This window comes from Mesorhizobium sp. CA4 (assembly GCF_020165075.1).
Lineage (GTDB): Bacteria > Pseudomonadota > Alphaproteobacteria > Rhizobiales > Rhizobiaceae > Mesorhizobium.
Map to the genome: position 1 here is coordinate 180857 of NZ_JAIUHK010000007.1, position 18863 is coordinate 199719.

Here is an 18863-nt window from a genome sequence, read left to right on the forward strand (position 1 = left end):
CCGCAAATCGTTGACGCTCCGGCCTCGCGCGCCTAGAGACCGGTCGACAAATTTTATCCGCCGCGCCGACGGCCATGACTGGAACTTCGACATGACGGGATCAAACATCATCGATCTCAATCCCGAGATGCTCGCCGCAGCGGCCGAGAGCAAGGCCTGGCCGTTCGAGGAAGCCAAGAAGATCATCGCCCGCTACAAGAACAAGGACTTTCCCGAAACCGTCCTGTTCGAGACCGGCTACGGCCCGTCCGGCCTGCCGCATATCGGCACCTTCGGCGAGGTGGCGCGCACGACCATGGTGCGGCACGCCTTCCGGGTGCTGACGCAAGACAAGGTCAAGACCAAGCTTCTGTGCTTCTCCGACGACATGGACGGCATGCGCAAGATCCCGGAGAGCGTGCCGGACCGCGCGGCGCTCGAGCCCTACCTGCATATGCCGCTGACGTCGGTGCCCAACCCGTTCGGCGGCGACTATGCGAGCTTCGCCGACCACAACAATGCGATGCTCTGCCGTTTCCTCGATACGTTCGGCTTCGACTACGAATTCGCCAGCGCGACGCACTACTACAAGGCCGGCCGTTTCGACGAGGTGCTGCTGCGCGCCGCCGAACGCTATGACGAGATCATGGGCGTGATGCTGCCGACGCTCGGGCCGGAGCGCCAGGCGACCTACAGCCCGTTCTTGCCGATCTCGCCGAAGAGCGGCCGCGTGCTTTATGTGCCGATGATAAATGTCGACGCCAAGGCCGGCACCATCACCTTCGACGACGAAGGCACCGAGACGACGCTGCCTGTCACCGGTGGCCATGTGAAGCTGCAGTGGAAGCCGGATTTCGGCATGCGCTGGGCGGCGCTCGGCGTCGATTTCGAGATGTTCGGCAAGGATCACCAGACCAATGCGGTGATCTATGACCGCATCTGCAACATCCTCGGCGGGCGCGCGCCGGAGCATTTCGTCTACGAGCTGTTCCTCGACGAGGAGGGCCAGAAGATCTCGAAGTCGAAGGGCAATGGGCTCACCATCGACGAATGGCTGACCTACGCGCCGACGGAGAGCCTCGGCCTCTATATGTACCAGCGGCCGCGGCAGGCGAAGAAGCTCTATTTCGACGTCATCCCGAAGGCGGTGGACGAGTACTACGCTTTCCTTGGCGCCTATCCGCGCCAGGACTGGAAGGAGCGGCTCGGCAATCCGGTCTGGCACATGCATGACGGCAACCCGCCCGCCATCGACCTGCCGGTGCCCTTCGCGCTGCTGCTGAACCTGGTCAGCGCCTCCAACGCGCATGACAAGGCGGTGCTGTGGGGCTTCATCTCTCGGCATGCGCCGGGCGTGACGCCGAAGACGCATCCGGAGCTCGACCGGCTGACCGGCTACGCGATCCGCTATTTCGACGACTTCGTGAAGCCGACCAAGGTCTACCGCGCCGCCGACGAAGTGGAGCGCGAGGCGCTGGCCAAGCTTTCCGACGCGCTCGGCGCGCTGCCGCAGGGCGCCGACGGCGAGGCGATCCAGAACGCCGCGCTCAACGTGGCGCGCAAGATCGAGCGCTACCAGGATCATTCCAAGCAGAGCCCGGAAGGCGGGCCCGGCGTGTCGGTCGCCTTCTTCCAGATGATCTATCAGGTGCTGATAGGCCAGGAGCGCGGACCGCGCTTCGGGTCCTTCGCCGCGCTTTACGGCATCGCCGAGACGCGCGCGCTCATTGAGCGGGCGCTGGCTGGTCAGTTGGCGGCGTAACGGCGTCGCCATCGGCCGGCAGGATCGAATCCGTCGGGACCGGCGCCGGCCCCGACGCGGCCGGCAGCGCCGGCAGGCCGTCAAGCTTCGGCGCCGGGCCGAAAATACCCTTCCTGGCCGTGCGGGCCTTGTTCTCGGCCTCGACATAGGGGCCGCCTTGCGCGGCGCGCGCCCAGCCGTTCTCGACCAGCCACTGACCGATGTCCTGATTGCCGATATGGCATTCGGCGGAAATGGTGTCGCGACCACCGTCCGGCGGCACCGTGCAGGCGACCGCACGACCATGCAGGAAGGCGCGGAAGGCTGTCCTGGCGCGGGCGCCGCAGGCCCAGCTCTTGCCCTGGTCGCTGCAGGTTTCGTCGGCCTTGACGACATCCACGCCGGATACGGCGACGGCATAGCCCTTCGACTCGATCAGCCCGGCGGCGGTGGCGACCGGCTGGAACAGCTTGGTGCCGTTCCAGTCGCCCGGCATCTTCGTTTTGGGCGGCTTGGGCGGCCCGGCCAGCGCCAGATCGCTGAGCGGTGCCCGCGGCTCCACCCGTTCGAGTTCCTGCTCCGACAGGTCCGGCGGTGCCACCACGTCCGGATCGATGGCCCTCGAATGAACAGCGGGCTTCGGTGGCTGCGGCGCGGCCGGCGCGGGAATGGCCGAGGTCGCCGGCTCTTGCGCGGCATCAGAACCGGAAAGGGTGTCGTCGCCGGTTGGAAGCGCATCGGCGATGGGATCGATCTGATCGACCGTGACGGCGCTTTCGTGGCCCTTGACCATGTGTCCGCCGGCAACAACGAGAGCCGCCATCGCGGGAACTGCCAGAACCGCCAGGGCTGTCTGAAGAAGCCGCATAAGCCTGGCCCTACTGGCTCGCCCAGACGATGCGCGCCATCCATTCGATATCGCGCGTCGGGATGTCACGGTCCGGATGGGCGGGGTTGAGCGAAACCAGCACGATCGATTTCATCGTCTGCCGGTCGAGCACCTTGGCCATCACCTCGCCGGCGGTGGTCTTGACCACGACACGGTCGCCCTTGCGCGTCGGTGCGCCCGGTTCGACGATCAGCACATCGCCATTGCGGTAGAGCGGCAGCATGGAATCGCCCTGCACCTGCAGCGCGTAGGACGTCTCGGTCGCCCGCGTCGGAAGCTCAACCAGATCCCAGCCCTGCCCCGCCGGATAGCCGGCATCGTCGAAGAAGCCGCCCGCGCCCGCTTGGGCGAAGCCAAGCAACGGTACGGCGCGGCGCTGGGGGACGGCGGAGACGCCGCCGCGTCCTTCGACCAGGCCGGTGAATTCCTCGAGCGAAGCGCCGGTGGCCTCGATGATCTTGGCTAGCGACTCCGTCGAGGGCCAGCGCGGCCGGCCGTCGGACGACAGGCGCTTCGACTTGTTGAAGGCCGTCGAATCGAGACCCGCGCGCCGGGCAAGACCGGAAGCCGATAGCGAATAGCGCTCGGCGAGAGCATCGATTGCGGCCCAGACGCGGTCGTGTGAGAGCACGCGCGCTCTCCTTCAAAACAGGAAAAAATGCCTCAAGCCTGTCTAGCGCGCGACCACACCATTGTCCACCAGTAGCGATGGACCGGGATAGAAAGTGATACGCTGGCACAGATGTGCCTGGTTCGGCACACCGATCGAGCCGGCTTTCATCGCCGACGTTGTAGGGGCCACGGCTCGACGCCGTGGCCATGGTACGGCCATTCGCCCCCAGACACACATCGGCTTCGTTCGTCAGGCCGCCTCTCTGACCTCGCCCTTCTGGTAGGGGTCGAAGCGCTGGTAGAAGGTCTCGCCCTTCTCGGCCATATCGAGCAGAAGCTTCGGCGCCTTGAACTCGGCGCCATATTTCTTCTGCAGGCCCTTGGCGATCTTGACGAAGCGCTTGGCGCCGATGCCGTCTATGTAGGACAGTGCGCCGCCGGTGAACGGCGCGAACCCGAAGGCGAGGATCGAGCCTACATCGGCCTCGCGCGGATCGGTGACGATGCCCTCTTCCATCACTCGCGCCGCTTCCAGCGCGATGGTGACCAAGAGGCGCTGCTTCAGCTCCTCATAATCGACCTCCTCGGGCTTCAGCTGCGGATAGAGATCCTTCAAGCCCGGCCACAGCTTCTTCTTCCCGGGCTTTGCCGGATAGTCATAGAAACCCTTGCCGTTCTTGCGGCCGAAGCGGCCATGCGTGTCGACCATGGTGTTGATCAGCGCCATCTGCTTCGGATCGACGGCCTTGTCGCCGAGATCCCTGATGGTCTGCTTCATGATCTTCTGGGCAAGGTCGACGGCCGTTTCGTCGGTCAGCGCCAGCGGGCCGACCGGCATGCCGGCGGCCTTGGCGGCGTTCTCGATCATCGGCGCCGGGACGCCTTCGATCAGCATCTTGTAGGCTTCCGACATGTAGCGCAGCACGCAGCGGTTGACATAGAAGCCGCGCGTGTCGTTGACCACGATCGGCGTCTTCTTGATGGCACGCACGAAGTCGAAAGCGACGGCCAAGGCTTTGTCGCCCGTCTTCTTGCCGAGGATGATCTCGACCAGCATCATCTTGTCGACCGGCGAGAAGAAGTGGATGCCGATGAAGTTCTTCGGCCGCACCGAATTCTTCGCCAGGGCGGTAATGGGGATAGTCGAGGTGTTGGACGCGAAGATCGCCGACGATTTCAGCACCGCTTCGGCCTTCTCGGTGGCCTCCTTCTTGACGCTCGAATCCTCGAAGACCGCCTCGACGACGAGATCGCACCCGGCAAGGTCGGCATAGTCCGCCGTCGGGGTGATCAACGACAGAAGCTTGTCCTTTTCCTCGGGTTTGGCGCGGCCCTTCTTGACCTGATCGGCCATCAGGCCGTCGGAATGCGCCTTGCCCTTCTCGGCCGACGGCAGATCGCGGTCGAGCAGCACCACCGGGATGCCGGCACGCGCGGTGACATAGGCGATGCCGGCGCCCATGAAGCCGGCGCCGAGAATGCCGATCTTCTTGAATTTGGTGTCCGGCACGCCGGCGGGGCGGCGCGCGCCCTTGTTCAATTCCTGCAGCGAGACGAACAGCGAGCGGATCATCGCCGCTGCTTCCTTCGACTGCATGATCTCGGTGAAATAGCGTTGCTCGATCCTGAGCGCCGTGTCGAACGGCACCAGCAGGCCTTCATAGACGCATTTAAGGATCGCGGCCGCGGCCGGATAGTTGCCGTAGGTCTCTCGGCGCAGGATGGCAATGGCCGGCGGCCAGAGATTGGCGCCGGCCGCCGAATAGATCGGCCCGCCCGGCAGCTTGAAGCCCTTCTCGTCCCATGGCGCCACCGGCTTCAAGCCGTTCCTGATCATCGCCTTGGCGGTCTCCACCAGTTTCGAAGGCTCGGCGATCTCGTGGATCAGGCCCATCGCCTTCGCCTTTTGCGGCGTCAGGTGCTGCCCGGTGGTCAGCATCTGCAGCGCCTGCTGCTGGTCGGTCAGCCGCGGCACGCGCTGGGTGCCGCCGGCGCCGGGAAAGATACCGATCTTCACCTCGGGAAGCGCCATCTTCACCTTGTCGCTGTCGGCGGCGACGCGGCCGTGGCAGGCGAGCGACATCTCGAAGGCGCCGCCCATGCAGGTGCCGTTGATCGCCGACACCCAAGGCTTGCCGGAAGTCTCGATCTTGCGGAACAGGCCGGTCATATAGCCGGCATTCTCGAACAGCGCCTTGGTCGCCTTCTCGAGATCCTTCTCCTTGTCGGCGGCGAAGGTGGCGAGCATCTTCTGCAGCATGCTGATGTCGGCGCCGCCGGAGAAGGTGTCCTTGCCCGAGGTGATGACGACGCCCTTGACAGCTGCATCGCCGGTCACCTTCTCGACGATGGCGTTCAACTCGCGCATCACCTCCTCGGTGAAGACGTTCATCGAGCGGTCCGGCATGTCCCAGGTGACCAGCGCAATGCCGTCGGCGTCGACGTCGAGGGTGAAATTGGTGTAGCTCATCGTCTCTCTCCCTCAGACGCGTTCGATGATGGTTGCGGTGCCCATGCCGGCGCCGATGCAGAGCGTGACCAGCGCGGTGTTCAAGTCGCGGCGCTCCAGCTCGTCCAGCACCGTGCCCAGGATCATCGCGCCGGTGGCGCCGAGCGGATGACCCATGGCGATCGCGCCGCCATTGACGTTGATCTGGTCATGCGGGATGTCGAAAGCCTGCATGTAGCGCAGCACGACCGAAGCGAAGGCCTCGTTGAGCTCGAACAGGTCGATGTCCGACTGCTTCATCTTGGCGCGCTTCAGAAGCTTCCCGGTGACGTCGACCGGACCGGTCAGCATCAGCACCGGTTCGGAACCGATATTGGCGAAGGCGCGGATGCGGGCGCGCGGCTTCAGCCCCATCGCCTTGCCGGCCTTCTTGGAGCCAAGCAGCACGGCGGCGGCGCCGTCGACGATGCCGGAGGAATTGCCGGCGTGGTGGACGTGGTTGACCTCCTCGACTTCGGGATGCTTCTGCACGGCGACCGCGTCGAAGCCGCCCATTTCGCCGGGCATGACGAAGGATGGATTGAGCGAAGCCAGCGACTGCATGTCGGTCGTGGGCCGCATGTGCTCGTCATGATCGAGGATGGTGAGACCATTCTGGTCCTTGATCGGGATGACCGAATTCTTGAAACGGCCCTCACTCCAGGCCTTGGCGGCGCGCTTCTGGCTCTCGACGGCGTAGGCATCGACGTCATCGCGGGAAAACCCGTATTTGGTGGCGATCAGGTCGGCCGAGATGCCCTGCGGCACGAACCAGCCGGGCAGGCCAACGGAGGGGTCCATGAACCAGGCGCCGCCCGACATGCCCATGCCGACGCGCGACATGGATTCGACGCCGCCGGCAATCACGATCTCGTCCGCCCCTTGCGCGATCTTGGCGGCGCCGAAGTTGATGGCGTCGAGACCCGAGGCGCAGAAGCGCGAGATCTGCATGCCGGGCGCCTTGGTGTCGTAGCCGGCCTCGAAGGCGGCGGCGCGCGGAATGACGGAGCCAGCCTCGCCGACCGGATCGACGCAACCGAAGATGATGTCGTCGACATTGCCGGTGTCGAGCCCGTTGCGGTCGCGCAGCGCTTCGAGCGTCCTTGCGGCGAGCCGCACCGCCGGCACCTCATGCAGCGAGCCATCCTTCTTGCCCCTGCCGCGCGGCGTGCGCACGGCGTCATAGACGTAAGCCTCAGTCATTTTCGTGCTCCTTGGCTTTGCCGGCCGCTGCGCTCACAGAGAGCGCCCGATCAGCAATTTCATGATTTCGTTGGTGCCGCCGTAGATGCGCTGGACGCGGGCGTCGCGGTACATGCGGGCGATCGGGTATTCATTCATGTAGCCATAGCCGCCATGCAGTTGAAGGCATTCGTCGACGACTTTGCCCTGCAGGTCGCTGAGCCAGTATTTGGCCATCGAGGCGGTGACCGGATCGAGGCCGCCGTCGATATGGCGGGCGACGCAATCATTATAGAAGACGCGGCCGATCGTGGCCTCGGTCTTCAATTCGGCCAGCTTGAACTGGGTGTTCTGGAAATCGATGACCGCCTTGCCGAAGGCCTTGCGTTCCTTGACGTAGTCGATGGTCAGCGCCAGCGCCCGCTCGATCATGGCGATCGCCCCGGTGCCGATCTGCAGCCGCTCCTGCGGCAGTTGCTGCATCAGCTGGACGAAGCCCTTGCCTTCCTCGTCGCCGAGCAGATTGGAGGTCGGCACGCGCACGTCGTTGAAGAACAGCTCCGAGGTGTCGTTCGACTTCAGACCTATCTTGTCGAGGTTGCGGCCGCGTTCGAAGCCCTCGACCTCGTCGGTCTCGACGACGATCAGCGAGGTGCCCTTGGCGCCCTTGTCGGGATCGGTCTTGGTGACGACGATGATCAGATTGGCAAGCTGGCCGTTGGTGATGAAGGTCTTCGAGCCGCTGATCTTGTAATGGTTGCCGTCCTTCTCGGCGCGGGTCTTGACGCCCTGCAGGTCGGAACCGGCGCCGGGCTCGGTCATGGCGATGGCGCCGATCAGCTCGCCAGTCGCGAGCTTGGGGAGCCATTTCTGTTTCTGCTCTTCCGAACCGTAATGCAGGATGTAGGGTGCTACGATCGAATTGTGCAGGCCGATGCCGAAGCCGTCGACGCCGACGTGGCCGATTGCCTCGATGATGGCGCTCTCATGCGCGAAGGTGCCGCCCGAGCCGCCATATTCCTCCGGCATGGAAGCACAGAGCAGTCCGGCAGCACCCGCCTTCAGCCAGCTCTCGCGGTCGAACATCTCGTTCTTCTCGAACTCGTCGTAACGTGGCGCGATCTCCTCTGCCATGAAGCGGGACGCCATGTCGTAGAGCATGCCAACCTCGTCCGCCGCCCAGGCGGGCTTCGGAAGACCAAGAATTTCGGCTGGATTTGTCGCCACGATTTCCTCCGCGTTCCGACATTTGTGGGCCGGCGAAGCCGGCCCGCCAAACCTAGAACGCTTCCGCCGGCAGCGCCATTAGCGTGTCCGCGCCACTCGAAATGCGGGCGAGACGCGTCGCCGTTTCCGGCATGACCCGCTCCATGAAAAAGCGGGCCGTCGTGAGTTTGGCTTCATAGAACGCGCCGGCGCCATTGGCGCCTTCCGCGAGCTTCGCCTGCGCGCACTTCGCCATCTGCGCCCACATATAGCCCAGCGCCACCAGGCCGAAGAGATGCATGTAGTCGGTCGAGGCAGCACCCGCATTGTCGGGTTTGGCCATGGCGTTCTGCACCAGCCACATGGTGGCCGCCTGCAGGTCGTTGAGGCCTTTCTTCAGCGCCTTGGTGAAGGGCGCCATCTTCTCGTCGGCGCGGTTTTCTTCGCAGAACTCGCCGACCTCCTTGAAGAAGGCCTGCACGGCGCGGCCGCCATTCTGCGCCAGCTTGCGGCCGACGAGGTCGAGCGCCTGGATGCCGTTGGCGCCCTCATAGATCATGGCGATGCGGGCATCGCGCACGAACTGGCTCATGCCGTGCTCCTCGATATAGCCGTGGCCGCCGAACACCTGCTGGGCCATGACCGCATGGTCGAAACCCTTGTCGGTGAGCACGCCCTTGACCACCGGCGTCATCAGCCCGGTGTAGTCGTCGGCCGCCTGACGATCCTTGTCGTCACCGGAACGATGCGCGACATCGGACTTGATCGCCGTCCACAGCGCCAGCGCCCGGCCACCCTCGTTGAACGCCTTCATGATCATCAGCGAGCGGCGGATGTCGGGATGGACGATGATTGGATCGGCCTTCTTGTCCGGCGCCTTGGCGCCCGACAACGAGCGACCCTGCAGCCGGTCCTTCGCGTAAGAAACGGCGTTCTGATAGGCGATCTCGGAGACCGAAAGCCCCTGCAGGCCAACGCCGAGGCGGGCCTCGTTCATCATCGTGAACATGGCCTTCAGGCCGCCGTTCAACTCGCCGAGCAGCGTGCCCTCGGCCTCGTCATAGTTCATGACGCAGGTCGAGTTGCCGTGGATGCCCATCTTCTCCTCGATCGAGCCGCAGGAGAGCGTGTTGCGTTCACCGGGATTGCCCGAGCCATCGAGCTTGAACTTCGGCACAATGAACAGCGAGATGCCCTTCACGCCTTCCGGCGCACCCTCGGCGCGGGCAAGCACCAGGTGGACGATGTTGTCCGACATGTCGTGCTCGCCGGCGGAGATGAAGATCTTCTGGCCGGAAATCCTGTAGGTGCTGTCGCCATTGGGAACGGCCTTGGTGCGCAGCAGGCCGAGATCGGTGCCGCAATGCGGCTCGGTCAGGTTCATGGTGCCGGTCCAGGTGCCCTCGATCAGCCTGGGCAGCCAGGTCGCCTTCTGCTCGTCGGTGCCGTGGGTGACGATCGCCGCGATCGCGCCTTGCGTCAGGCCGGGATACATCATCAGCGCCATGTTGGCGGAAACCATATATTCGGAAACAGCCTGGTGCACCGTGTAGGGCAGGCCTTGGCCGCCGAACTCGACGGGTGCCGCAAGCCCCATCCAGCCGCCTTCTCGATACTGGTCAAAGGCCTCCTTGAACCCCTTGGGCGTGGTCACCGAGCCGTCGTCATGGCGCACGCAGCCTTCCATGTCGCCAACGCGGTTCAGCGGATGCATGACGTTCTCGGCGAGCTTTGCGCCTTCGGCGAGGATCGCCTCGACCACGTCAGGTGTCGCGTCCGAGAAGCCCGGAAGATTGGAATAGCGCTGATAGCCCAGCACGTCGTTGAGCACGAACAGCGTGTCCTGGATCGGCGCCCTGTAGATCGTCATGCCTTCCTCCGCCCTTACGATCCCGGCCAGCCAGCAAGTCGCCTGTCCATGTCCTGGACAGAAGGCCGGGCCAATGTCGATGCCCGATAGCAAATATTGACGTTTGCGTAAACGTCAACTTGGTCGCAACCAAAAATTTTTGTGAGCAGTCAGGGATTGTGGCGATAAAAAAGCCGCGCGGCTACAGCCACGCGGCTTTCTACGTCCGGAGTATTTCCTGACAGCGGGCGATCAGCCGGCGGCGCTTGCTTGCGGCGCAGCTGTGCGCTCGCTGAGCATCTGGCGCACGATGGACATCGAATTGCTCAACTCGCCGATGGCGTCGTCGATCAGCGCGCGCTGCTTCTGCAACCGGGCGAGCTGCTTCTCGGACTTGTCGAGCGCCAGCCGCAACTGCTTGGTGTTGGTGCCGGTCGGATCGTAGAGATCCATCATCTGCTTGACGTCGCGCAGCGAGAACCCAACCTTGCGCCCGAGCAGGATAAGCTTCAGCCGGGCCTTGTCGCGGCGTGTGTAGAGACGGGTCGAGCCGTCGCGATGCGGATTGAGAAGGCCCTTGTCTTCGTAGAAACGCAGCGTGCGCAGCGTCACGCCGTATTTCTTGGCCATCTCGCCGATGCGGACGAATTCCTCGCCGGCCTCGGCCGGAATGTCATTGGTATTGGCCGCGGCTTCGCCGGGCGAAACAAGTTTCATGGTCACTGGCTTTCCCCTGATGGCGTCGCGGTCGCGGACCAAGCGTCGCCTGAATGGAAGCGGGGGCATGCTTCCAATCGTGGTTGGAACAAATCAATCGCAAGAGGCACGGCTTCGCACCTTTACGTTTACGTCAATTCTATATCGATAGCCGCCGGGTGACGCAAGGGCGTTATCGAACCGGAACTTTATGCCGCACCCGGACGCCGACTGATGATTATGCGACTTCTTAAGCTTGGTTAACGCCTTGTTTACTACGTTGGGCGAAATGTGCGCATGTCGGTCACCCGTGTTTATCCTGTAGCGAATTTTTCACGGTTTTTCGAAGCGCGGGTGAAAACCCGGGAAGCCCATCTTCCTCCGCAGCAGAACCGCTCGGCTCGCTTCGTTCCCGGCAGGCTACTGGAGAAACCGGCCTCAAGCCGGCCATTCTGAACACGGGCGCATCGATGAACAGCAAGCGGTCCTATCTCGATACACTCAATGCCGGCAGGCAGCGCCGGCCTCACGCATCGCTCGAGGAACTGAACCGCTCGCTCGAAACGCTGGAGCAGCGGCTGGACCGGACGCGCGCCGACATGCCCGACCGCCCCGATCTGCGGCGGCCGCCGGTCGAGCCGCGTTATCCAAGCACGCAGCCTTACGGCCAGCCGCGCTGGTACGAAGATACCTATTCCGCGCAAAGACCTTTGGACCGGCCTCCACAAAGCCCGGCAGCGCAGTATCCCGGCACGCAGAGCCAGCGGCCGCAAGCTCGCGCTCCACAAAATCCGGCGCCCGGCGCCGCGCAAGCCTTCGGGCAGAACTATCAGGCGATCGCGCGTGACATCGATCGGGTGCGCGGCCAGGAAGACAGTGTCGCCATGGTCGGCAAGATCGCCGTCGAATTGCGCGGGCTGCGCGAGGAACTGCGCCATCAGATGACCGCCGGCCTGCAGCGCGAATTCGAAGCGTTTCGCCAGGACATCGACCGCGCCCTGCAGGTGAACAGCCAGCGCGGCACCGGCGGCATACCGGACAAGAGCAGCGCCGAGCTCAGCCTCGAATTCGAGCGGCTTTCGGGCGCCATCCAGGCGCTTGCCGACAAGAGCGACGACCGCAGCGTCAATCTGCTGCGGCTGGAACTGGAGCAAGTGAAAGGCGCGCTCGACACGCTGGCGCGCGAGGAAAGCGTGCAGAAGGTCGACCGCCGCTGGGACGATTTCAACCGCCGGTGGAGCGCTTTCGAGGATCGCGTCGACGCCGACCAGCGCAAGCGCGCGGAAGGCCCGAGCCTTTCAGTGCTGACAGAGCGGCTCGAGCAAATCAGCAGCGCCGTCAACAACCTGCCGGAATCGCTTTCGCTACGCTCGCTGGAGGAAAAGGTGCGCACGCTCGCCGGCGCGATCGACCGTTTCGCCAGCCAGCAGACCGCGCGCGGCGGCGAAACGCTCGCCATGATCGACGAACGGCTGGACGAGATTTCCCGCGCCATCGTCGCCTCGACGGTCGCCGCGCAGGCCAATGTCTTCGACCCCGAAACCTTCGGCCGGATCGAGAAGCGCATGGCATCGCTGGCGGCGCAGATCGAAGAGGTCGCGCAGTCGCGACCCGGCGCCGAGGTCATCGATCGCCTCAACCTCCTCACCAGCCGCGTGGACCAGTTGGCCGGCCGCGCCGATCTTCCCGAACAGGCCATGGAACGGCTCGGCATGCAGATCGCCTCCATCACGGAGAAGATGGACCGCACGCCGGCGTTTCCCGACGCCGACCAGATCTTCCAGGGTCTGGAGCAGCGCTTCGACGCGCTGTCCATGCTGCTCGAGCGTCGCCAGGGCGATGCGATCGAACAGGGCAATATGCTGTTTCGCGACCTCGAGCGACGGCTGGACGAGGTCGCGGACAGGCTCGACCAGCGCATGCACCAGGACGACGGCGCCGGCATCATGGAAGCACTCGACGCCCGCTTCGCCGCGCTTGCCAAGCGCATCGAGACACGCACATCCGATCCTGCCAACGAGATGGCTATCCGCGGACTGGAAAGCCGGCTCGAGGACATTTCCAGCCGGCTGGAATGGTCCGCGCAGCAGGTCGCGGGCATCGATCCGGCGCTGATCCGCAGCCTGGAAGCGCAAGTCGCCGGCCTGTCGGCACATCTTTCCAAGCCCAGCACGCCGTTGCCCGAATTCGAGGACATCAGCCCGCGCCTGAACGAGATCGAGAAGTCGCTGGCCGGCACGCGCGATTCCATCCTGAGCGTGGCGCGCGAGGCGGCCGAGAGCGCCGTCAAATCGCTGGCCGAGTCGACGTCCAGCACGGCCCAGACCAACGCGACGGCGGTGGCCGGCCTCGCCCAGGACCTGAAGACGCTCGAAGCGCTCACCCGGCGCTCCGACGAGCGCAACTCGCGGACATTCGAGGCGATCCACGACACGCTGCTCAAGATCGTCGACCGGCTGGGCTCGCTGGAATCGGGCGAGACCAGCGAAGCGGTCAGCGAACTGGTCGATCCGCAGCCGGCCGGGAAGCGCGGCGGCCGCGGCGGCAAGATCGCGGTGCAGGACGCGCCTTCGATGGACATCGACCAGCCGCTGCCGCTCACGGGAGACATGGCCAGCCTTGAAGGCCGCGCCGCAGCAATCATGCGCGACGAGCCGAGCGCACAACGTACGCCTGCCGAGGCCGCAGCAGCGGCGGCCATGGCAGCCCTCGGACCGGATGCGATCGGCGACAAGAGCGAGACGGCCGGCCGCAGAAAATCGATGCTCAGCGGCCTGGCGCGCGCCTTCAAGGGCAAGAAGGAAGCAGACGCGCAGCTGCTTGCCGGCGCTGCGCCGGCCGGCGACGTGCCAAGCGTCGATATCGACGAACCGCTCGATCCCAAGGCCGCCAACCGGCCATTGGAACCCGGTTCCGGCGCGCCGGACCTCAACGCGATCATGAAGCGCGTGCGCGACGAGCGCGACGGCCAGCCGGTCAGGCGCACCGAGAGCGATGCCGCGAAGTCCGATTTCATCGCTGCCGCCCGCCGCGCTGCCCAGGCGGCCGCAGCCGAAGCCGACACGCTGAAGCGGCAGTCGACCATGACCGGCCCGGTGAAGGCGCTGAGGATAGGCGACCTGCTCAAGGCGCGGCGCAAGCCGATCTTGATGGCGGCTGCCGCGATCATGATGGCGCTGGCCGGCCTGCAGTTGGGCAAGGCCTTCCTGTCCGATCCTGTCGAAACGGCCAACAACCAGCCCGCGCCGATCGTCTCCTCACAGACGGTCGATACGGCTTCGCTCAACGCGACCGCCGCGCCGCAAGCCGATACGCAAAAAACCGACATAGGGACCGCACAGGCCGAAAACGCCCCTGCCCGTCCCATCAGGCAGGCGGAGCCCCTCAAGGAGGCCGCCCCGACCGCTTCTATTCCTTCCGGTCCCGAAACTGCCGCCGCCATGCCGGCCGAACCGGCGCCCGCGCCGGTGGCGCTTGCGGCGCCTGCCGAGCCGATGCCGATTTCGGCGATGCCGCCCGAACCTGCCGCCGCAGCCGCCTCCGCGACGGATATGGATGGCGACATGCAGCCGATGGCCAAGGAAGCTGTGGCGGTCAGTCCGGCGGCCGAGGGTGCCGCGGCCAGCGCGTCGGCGCCCGCCAGCGCAGCAACCGGCGCGCCGGCTGCCACCTCCGCCGACACGACAGCCGCCGTGCCGCCGGCCGGAAGCCAGGCGGCCGCGGCCAAATTCGACATTCCTACGGAAATCGGTCCGGTGGCGCTGCGCGACGCCGCCGCCGGCGGCGACGCCAAGGCGCTGTTCGAGGTCGGCTCGCGCTACGCGGAATCGCGCGGCGTCAAGGAAGACATGAAGGCGGCCGCCAAATGGTATGAGCAGTCGGCCGAGCTCGGCTTCGCGCCGGCCGAATACCGCATCGGCAATTTCTACGAAAAAGGCATCGGCGTCGCGCGCGACATCAAGAAGGCCAAGACCTACTACCAGCTCGCCGCCGAACAGGGCAACGCCAGCGCCATGCACAATCTGGCGGTGCTGTTCGCCATGGCGGCGGACGGCGTGACCGACAATGAATCGGCCACGCACTGGTTCCAGGAAGCCGCCGACCTCGGCGTCAAGGACAGCCAGTTCAACCTCGGCATCCTGGCCGCCAAGGGTGTCGGCATGAAGCAGAACCTGGAAGAATCCTACAAGTGGTTCGCGCTCGTCGCCAAGACCGGCGACAAGGATGCCGCCGCCAAGCGCGACGAGATCGCCAATGCGCTCAGGCCCGAGCAGCTCGAGCGGGCGCGGGCCGCCGCGGAATTGTGGAAGGCCAAGCCGCTCAACGCAGCCGCCAATTCGGCCGATGTTCCGGAATCCTGGCAGGACAGCACGCCACAGACCACCGCCGGCATCGACATGAAAAAGGCGGTGAAGAACATCCAGCTGATCCTCAACAAGAACGGCTACGATGCCGGTGGCGCCGACGGCGTGATGGGCGGCAAGACCAAGAACGCCATTATGGCCTTCCAGACCGACAACAAGATGAAGCCGACCGGCGAGATCGACGCGCCGCTCGTCAAGGCGCTCCTGGCGCACAAATAACGGCAGACGCGTCGCATACGCGACGCCCTGCCACACATTTGCCTGTTAACTGATTGAGATGGTTTTTGTTTCGGCGCGGGGTTTGGATACGCCGCCGCGTCGTCGCAAGAAAAAATTGGCTTTTCGGTGCTTTACTGTCCGGGGACGGCACTATGCGCCGACAGACAAACTGATCGAGACAGACGGGTGGGCATCTATCTCCCGATCGCGGAAATTTCCGTCAACGTCTTCGTGCTGCTGGCGATGGGCGCGGCGGTGGGTTTCCTGTCGGGCATGTTCGGGGTCGGCGGCGGCTTCCTGATCACGCCGCTCTTGATCTTCTACAACATCCCGCCGGCGATCGCCGTCGCCACGGGCGCCAACCAGGTCATCGCCTCCTCTTTCTCCGGCGCGCTGTCGCATTTCAAGCGCGGCACGCTCGACTTCAAGCTGGGCGGCGTGCTCCTGGCCGGCGGCATCGTCGGCTCGACGGCCGGTATCTTCGTCTTTGCGCTCTTGCGCCGGCTTGGCCAGTTGGACCTGTTCATCTCGCTGCTCTATGTCGTGCTGCTCGGCACGGTGGGAGGGCTGATGCTGGTCGAAAGCGTCAACGCGCTGCGCGCCAGCCGCAGCGGCGCCGCACCCGTGCTCAAGAAATCCGGACAGCACAACTGGATCCACCGGCTGCCGTTCAAGATGCGCTTCCGCGCCTCGAAGCTGTTCGTCAGCGTCATCCCGGTGCTCGGGCTCGGCGCCGGGATCGGCTTCCTGTCGTCGATCATGGGCGTCGGCGGCGGCTTCATCATGGTGCCGGCGCTGATCTACCTGCTCAAGGTGCCCACCAATGTCGTTATCGGCACCTCGCTGTTCCAGATCATCTTCACCTCGGCCTACACCACGCTGGTGCATGCCACGACCAACCAGACCGTCGACGTGATCCTGGCCTTCCTGCTGATGGCCGGCGGCGTCGCCGGCGCGCAGTATGGCGCCAAGGCCGGCCAGAGGCTGCGCGGCGAACAGCTGCGCGCGCTTTTGGCGATGCTGGTGCTGGCCGTCGCCATCCGCCTTGCCGCCGATCTCTTCGTGACGCCGCCCAATCTCTATTCGCTGTCCGCCGCGGGGCTCAACTGATGGCGGCACGACGAGCATTTGCAGCCGCCGTCTCGTTGTCGATGCTCTTTGCCCTTTCCCCGGCGACGGCGCAGACGCCGCCCGCCGAAAGCATTCAGATCGGCCTGTCGACCGACGCCATTTCCATCACGGCGGGTTTCTCGGGCGCCGACCTGACGATCTTCGGATCGCTGGAAAATCCCGACCCGCTGATCGCGCGCCAAGGGCGCTACGACGTAATCGTCGTGCTCGAAGGGCCGCCAAGGCCGGTCGTCGTCCGGCGCAAGGACAGGGTGCTCGGCGTCTGGATCAATCTGGATTCGGAGACGTTCGAGAACGTGCCGGTTTCCTATTCCGTTGCGACGACGCGGCCGCTGCAGGACATCGCCGAGCCTGCCAAATACAAGCAGCTGTCGCTCGGTGCGCAGAACCTCTACATGAAGCCCGCCGACGAGACCGACAGCCCGGCGACGATCGAGGAATTCACCGCCGCGCTCCGCGACCGCAAGGCGGCCACGGGCCTCTACAGCGAAAATGTCGGCGGCGTGCAATTCCTGTCGCAGAACCTTTTTCGCGCCACCGTGCGGCTCGCGCCCAACGTGCCGGTCGGAACCCATAAAGCCCGCGCGTTCCTGTTCAAGAGCGGCATGTTCGTCAAGGAAAGCTCGGCCCAGCTCGAAATCCGCAAATCCGGCTTCGAGCAGTCGGTCTTCCGCGTCGCGCATGACGATTCGTTCCTCTACGGCGTGTTTGCGATATCGCTGGCCATGCTGACCGGCTGGCTGGGCCGGCTCATCTTCCGCAAGGATTGACGCTTCGGGAAGAATCGGAAGACCCGTTTTCCGTTCAAAACAGGGTTTCCCTTTTCCCCGTTTTGCGATACATCGCCGCCTCCCAGCCCCTAGGGACAAGCACACATTTCGATTTCGGCAGAGCGGTCCGGCAATCCGGATGACGGCGCCCAACGCGTCCCCGACGATCTGCCGGCATAAGCAAAGACAGGAGGCTGCGATGCGATCGGCATTCGGCGGCATCGATGTCGGCACGTCCAATTCCACCGTGGGCGTGATCCGCGACGGCCGGGCGCGGCTGGTGGCGCTGGAAGGCGAGCAGCCCACTCTGCCCAGCGCCGTGTTCTTCAACTTCGAGGACGGCTACACCTATTTCGGCCGCCGTGCGATCAGCGACTACACCGACAGCATCGAAGGCCGGCTGATGCGCTCGCTGAAGAGCGTGCTCGGCAGTTCTCTTGCCAACGAGAAGACGCGCATCAAGGCGCGCCAGATCGGCTTCATCGACATCATCGGCCTGTTCATCGACCACCTCAAGAAACGGCTGGAAGAAGACGCCGGCGGTCCGGTCGACAAAGTCGTGCTGGGCCGGCCAGTGCAGTTCGTCGACGACGATGCGGCTGCCGATGCGAAGGCGCAGGGCGAATTGGAAAAGGCGGCGCGCGCGCAAGGCTTCAAGCATATCGCCTTCCAGTTCGAGCCGATCGCGGCGGCGCTCGATTACGAGCAGAACGTCACCCGCGAAGAGCTGGCGCTGATCGTCGACATGGGCGGCGGCACCTCCGACTTCTCGATCGTGCGGGTCTCGCCGGAGCGCGCCCGCTCGAGCGACCGCAAAGCCGACATCCTTGCCAACCGGGGCATCCATATCGGCGGCACCGATTTCGACCGGCTGCTCAGCATCGCCCATGTCATGCCCGAGCTCGGCTATCTGACGCGGACCAAGGACCACAAGCGCAACCTGCCCGCGGCCTACTTCATCGATCTCGCGACCTGGCAGCGCATCAATCTGGTCTACACCGCCAAGGCAATGAACGACCTGCGACAGATCCGCTATGAGGCCGAGCGGGCCGACCTTGTAGACCGCTTCATCCGTGTCGTCGAGCATCGCTACGGCCATGCGATGGCGGGCTTGGTCGAAAGGGCGAAGATCGCGCTCACGGACCAATCCTCGGCCGAAGTGAAGGTGTCGCTGCCCGGCGCGCGCTTCGCGGCCGAGATCACGCGCGCCGGCCTCGAGGAAACGATTGCCGGCGACATCGAACGCGTGACCGCGACAGTCGGACAGACGATCGCCGACGCCGGCGTTGCCGCCTCGGCCATCACCGCCGTATTCCTCACCGGCGGTTCGACCGCCATCCCGCTGGCGAAGCGGCAGATCCTATCGCTGGTGCCGCACGCCTCGGTTATCGAAGGCGACATGTTCGGCTCGGTCGGTCTGGGCCTCGCGCTCGACGCGCAGCGCAAATACGCGTGAGCATCAGATTCTTGCCGTAAGTTTGGCCGGAAGGGCGGTAGCGGAGCACCTGCGTACGAGATCGGCCGAGACACCAGCCACTTCGTCATCCACGGGCGGAGCAAGGAGCGAAGCGACGCGGCGCAGACCCGAGGATCCATTCCGTGACTTTGAAGCGTTGCTCCGGTGCAGAATTCTGCTCCGTTGTACTCCCTGGCCGATGTAACGGAATGGCAACTGTGTTCATGCGAATGCGGTTTTGTCGCGCATGATGGCGTTGAGGACGACGAGGAGCTTCCTTG

At 64.7% G+C, this 18863-nt stretch carries 12 protein-coding genes; 5 read left to right on the forward strand and 7 right to left on the reverse strand.

Annotated elements, in window-relative coordinates:
- The first annotated feature begins 91 nt into the window (after positions 1–91).
- On the forward strand, positions 92–1741 hold the full coding sequence (locus LB528_RS08635) for a lysine--tRNA ligase (protein ID WP_224714529.1): 1650 nt from the start codon (positions 92–94) through the stop codon (positions 1739–1741).
- Here LB528_RS08635 and LB528_RS08640 read toward each other — a convergent pair.
- The 7 genes from LB528_RS08640 to LB528_RS08670 all read right to left on the reverse strand — a co-directional run bounded on the left by LB528_RS08640 (position 1704) and on the right by LB528_RS08670 (position 10663).
- A complete protein-coding gene (locus tag LB528_RS08640) occupies positions 1704–2588 on the reverse strand; it encodes a thermonuclease family protein (protein WP_411962122.1) in 885 nt (294 codons plus the stop codon). The genes LB528_RS08635 and LB528_RS08640 overlap by 38 nt on opposite strands.
- Positions 2589–2598: 10 nt before the next feature.
- The gene (locus LB528_RS08645) at positions 2599–3240 is read right to left on the reverse strand and encodes a helix-turn-helix transcriptional regulator (RefSeq protein WP_224714531.1); all 642 of its coding nucleotides are present in this window, start codon (positions 3238–3240) and stop codon (positions 2599–2601) included.
- Between the two features lie 231 nt (positions 3241–3471).
- Complete coding sequence (locus LB528_RS08650; RefSeq protein WP_224714532.1) at positions 3472–5691, reverse strand: 3-hydroxyacyl-CoA dehydrogenase NAD-binding domain-containing protein; 2220 nt, start codon at positions 5689–5691, stop codon at positions 3472–3474.
- 12 nt (positions 5692–5703) lie between these two features.
- The gene (locus LB528_RS08655) at positions 5704–6912 is read right to left on the reverse strand and encodes an acetyl-CoA C-acetyltransferase (protein ID WP_224512981.1); all 1209 of its coding nucleotides are present in this window, start codon (positions 6910–6912) and stop codon (positions 5704–5706) included.
- A 33-nt stretch (positions 6913–6945) separates the two neighbouring features.
- Complete coding sequence (locus LB528_RS08660; RefSeq protein ID WP_224512982.1) at positions 6946–8118, reverse strand: acyl-CoA dehydrogenase family protein; 1173 nt, start codon at positions 8116–8118, stop codon at positions 6946–6948.
- A 52-nt stretch (positions 8119–8170) separates the two neighbouring features.
- A complete protein-coding gene (locus tag LB528_RS08665) occupies positions 8171–9967 on the reverse strand; it encodes an acyl-CoA dehydrogenase (RefSeq protein ID WP_224714533.1) in 1797 nt (598 codons plus the stop codon).
- A 231-nt stretch (positions 9968–10198) separates the two neighbouring features.
- Entirely contained in the window at positions 10199–10663 is a 465-nt protein-coding gene (locus LB528_RS08670; RefSeq protein WP_224513044.1) for a MerR family transcriptional regulator, read from the reverse strand.
- Positions 10664–11112: 449 nt separating this feature from the next.
- Here LB528_RS08670 and LB528_RS08675 point away from each other — a divergent pair, with 449 nt between their 5' ends.
- From LB528_RS08675 to LB528_RS08690, 4 genes are all read left to right on the forward strand, one after another.
- A complete protein-coding gene (locus tag LB528_RS08675; protein ID WP_224714534.1) occupies positions 11113–15225 on the forward strand; it encodes a peptidoglycan-binding protein in 4113 nt (1370 codons plus the stop codon).
- Positions 15226–15411: 186 nt separating this feature from the next.
- Positions 15412–16335, forward strand: coding sequence for a sulfite exporter TauE/SafE family protein (locus tag LB528_RS08680; RefSeq protein ID WP_224512988.1), 924 nt, complete (start codon positions 15412–15414; stop codon positions 16333–16335).
- Entirely contained in the window at positions 16335–17126 is a 792-nt protein-coding gene (locus LB528_RS08685) for a TIGR02186 family protein (RefSeq protein ID WP_095765916.1), read from the forward strand. The genes LB528_RS08680 and LB528_RS08685 overlap by 1 nt, the downstream gene beginning before the upstream one ends.
- Before the next feature lie 199 nt (positions 17127–17325).
- Positions 17326–18582: an Hsp70 family protein gene (locus LB528_RS08690; protein ID WP_224714535.1), complete on the forward strand. Its 1257-nt coding sequence runs from the start codon at positions 17326–17328 to the stop codon at positions 18580–18582.
- Positions 18583–18863: the final 281 nt, after the last annotated feature.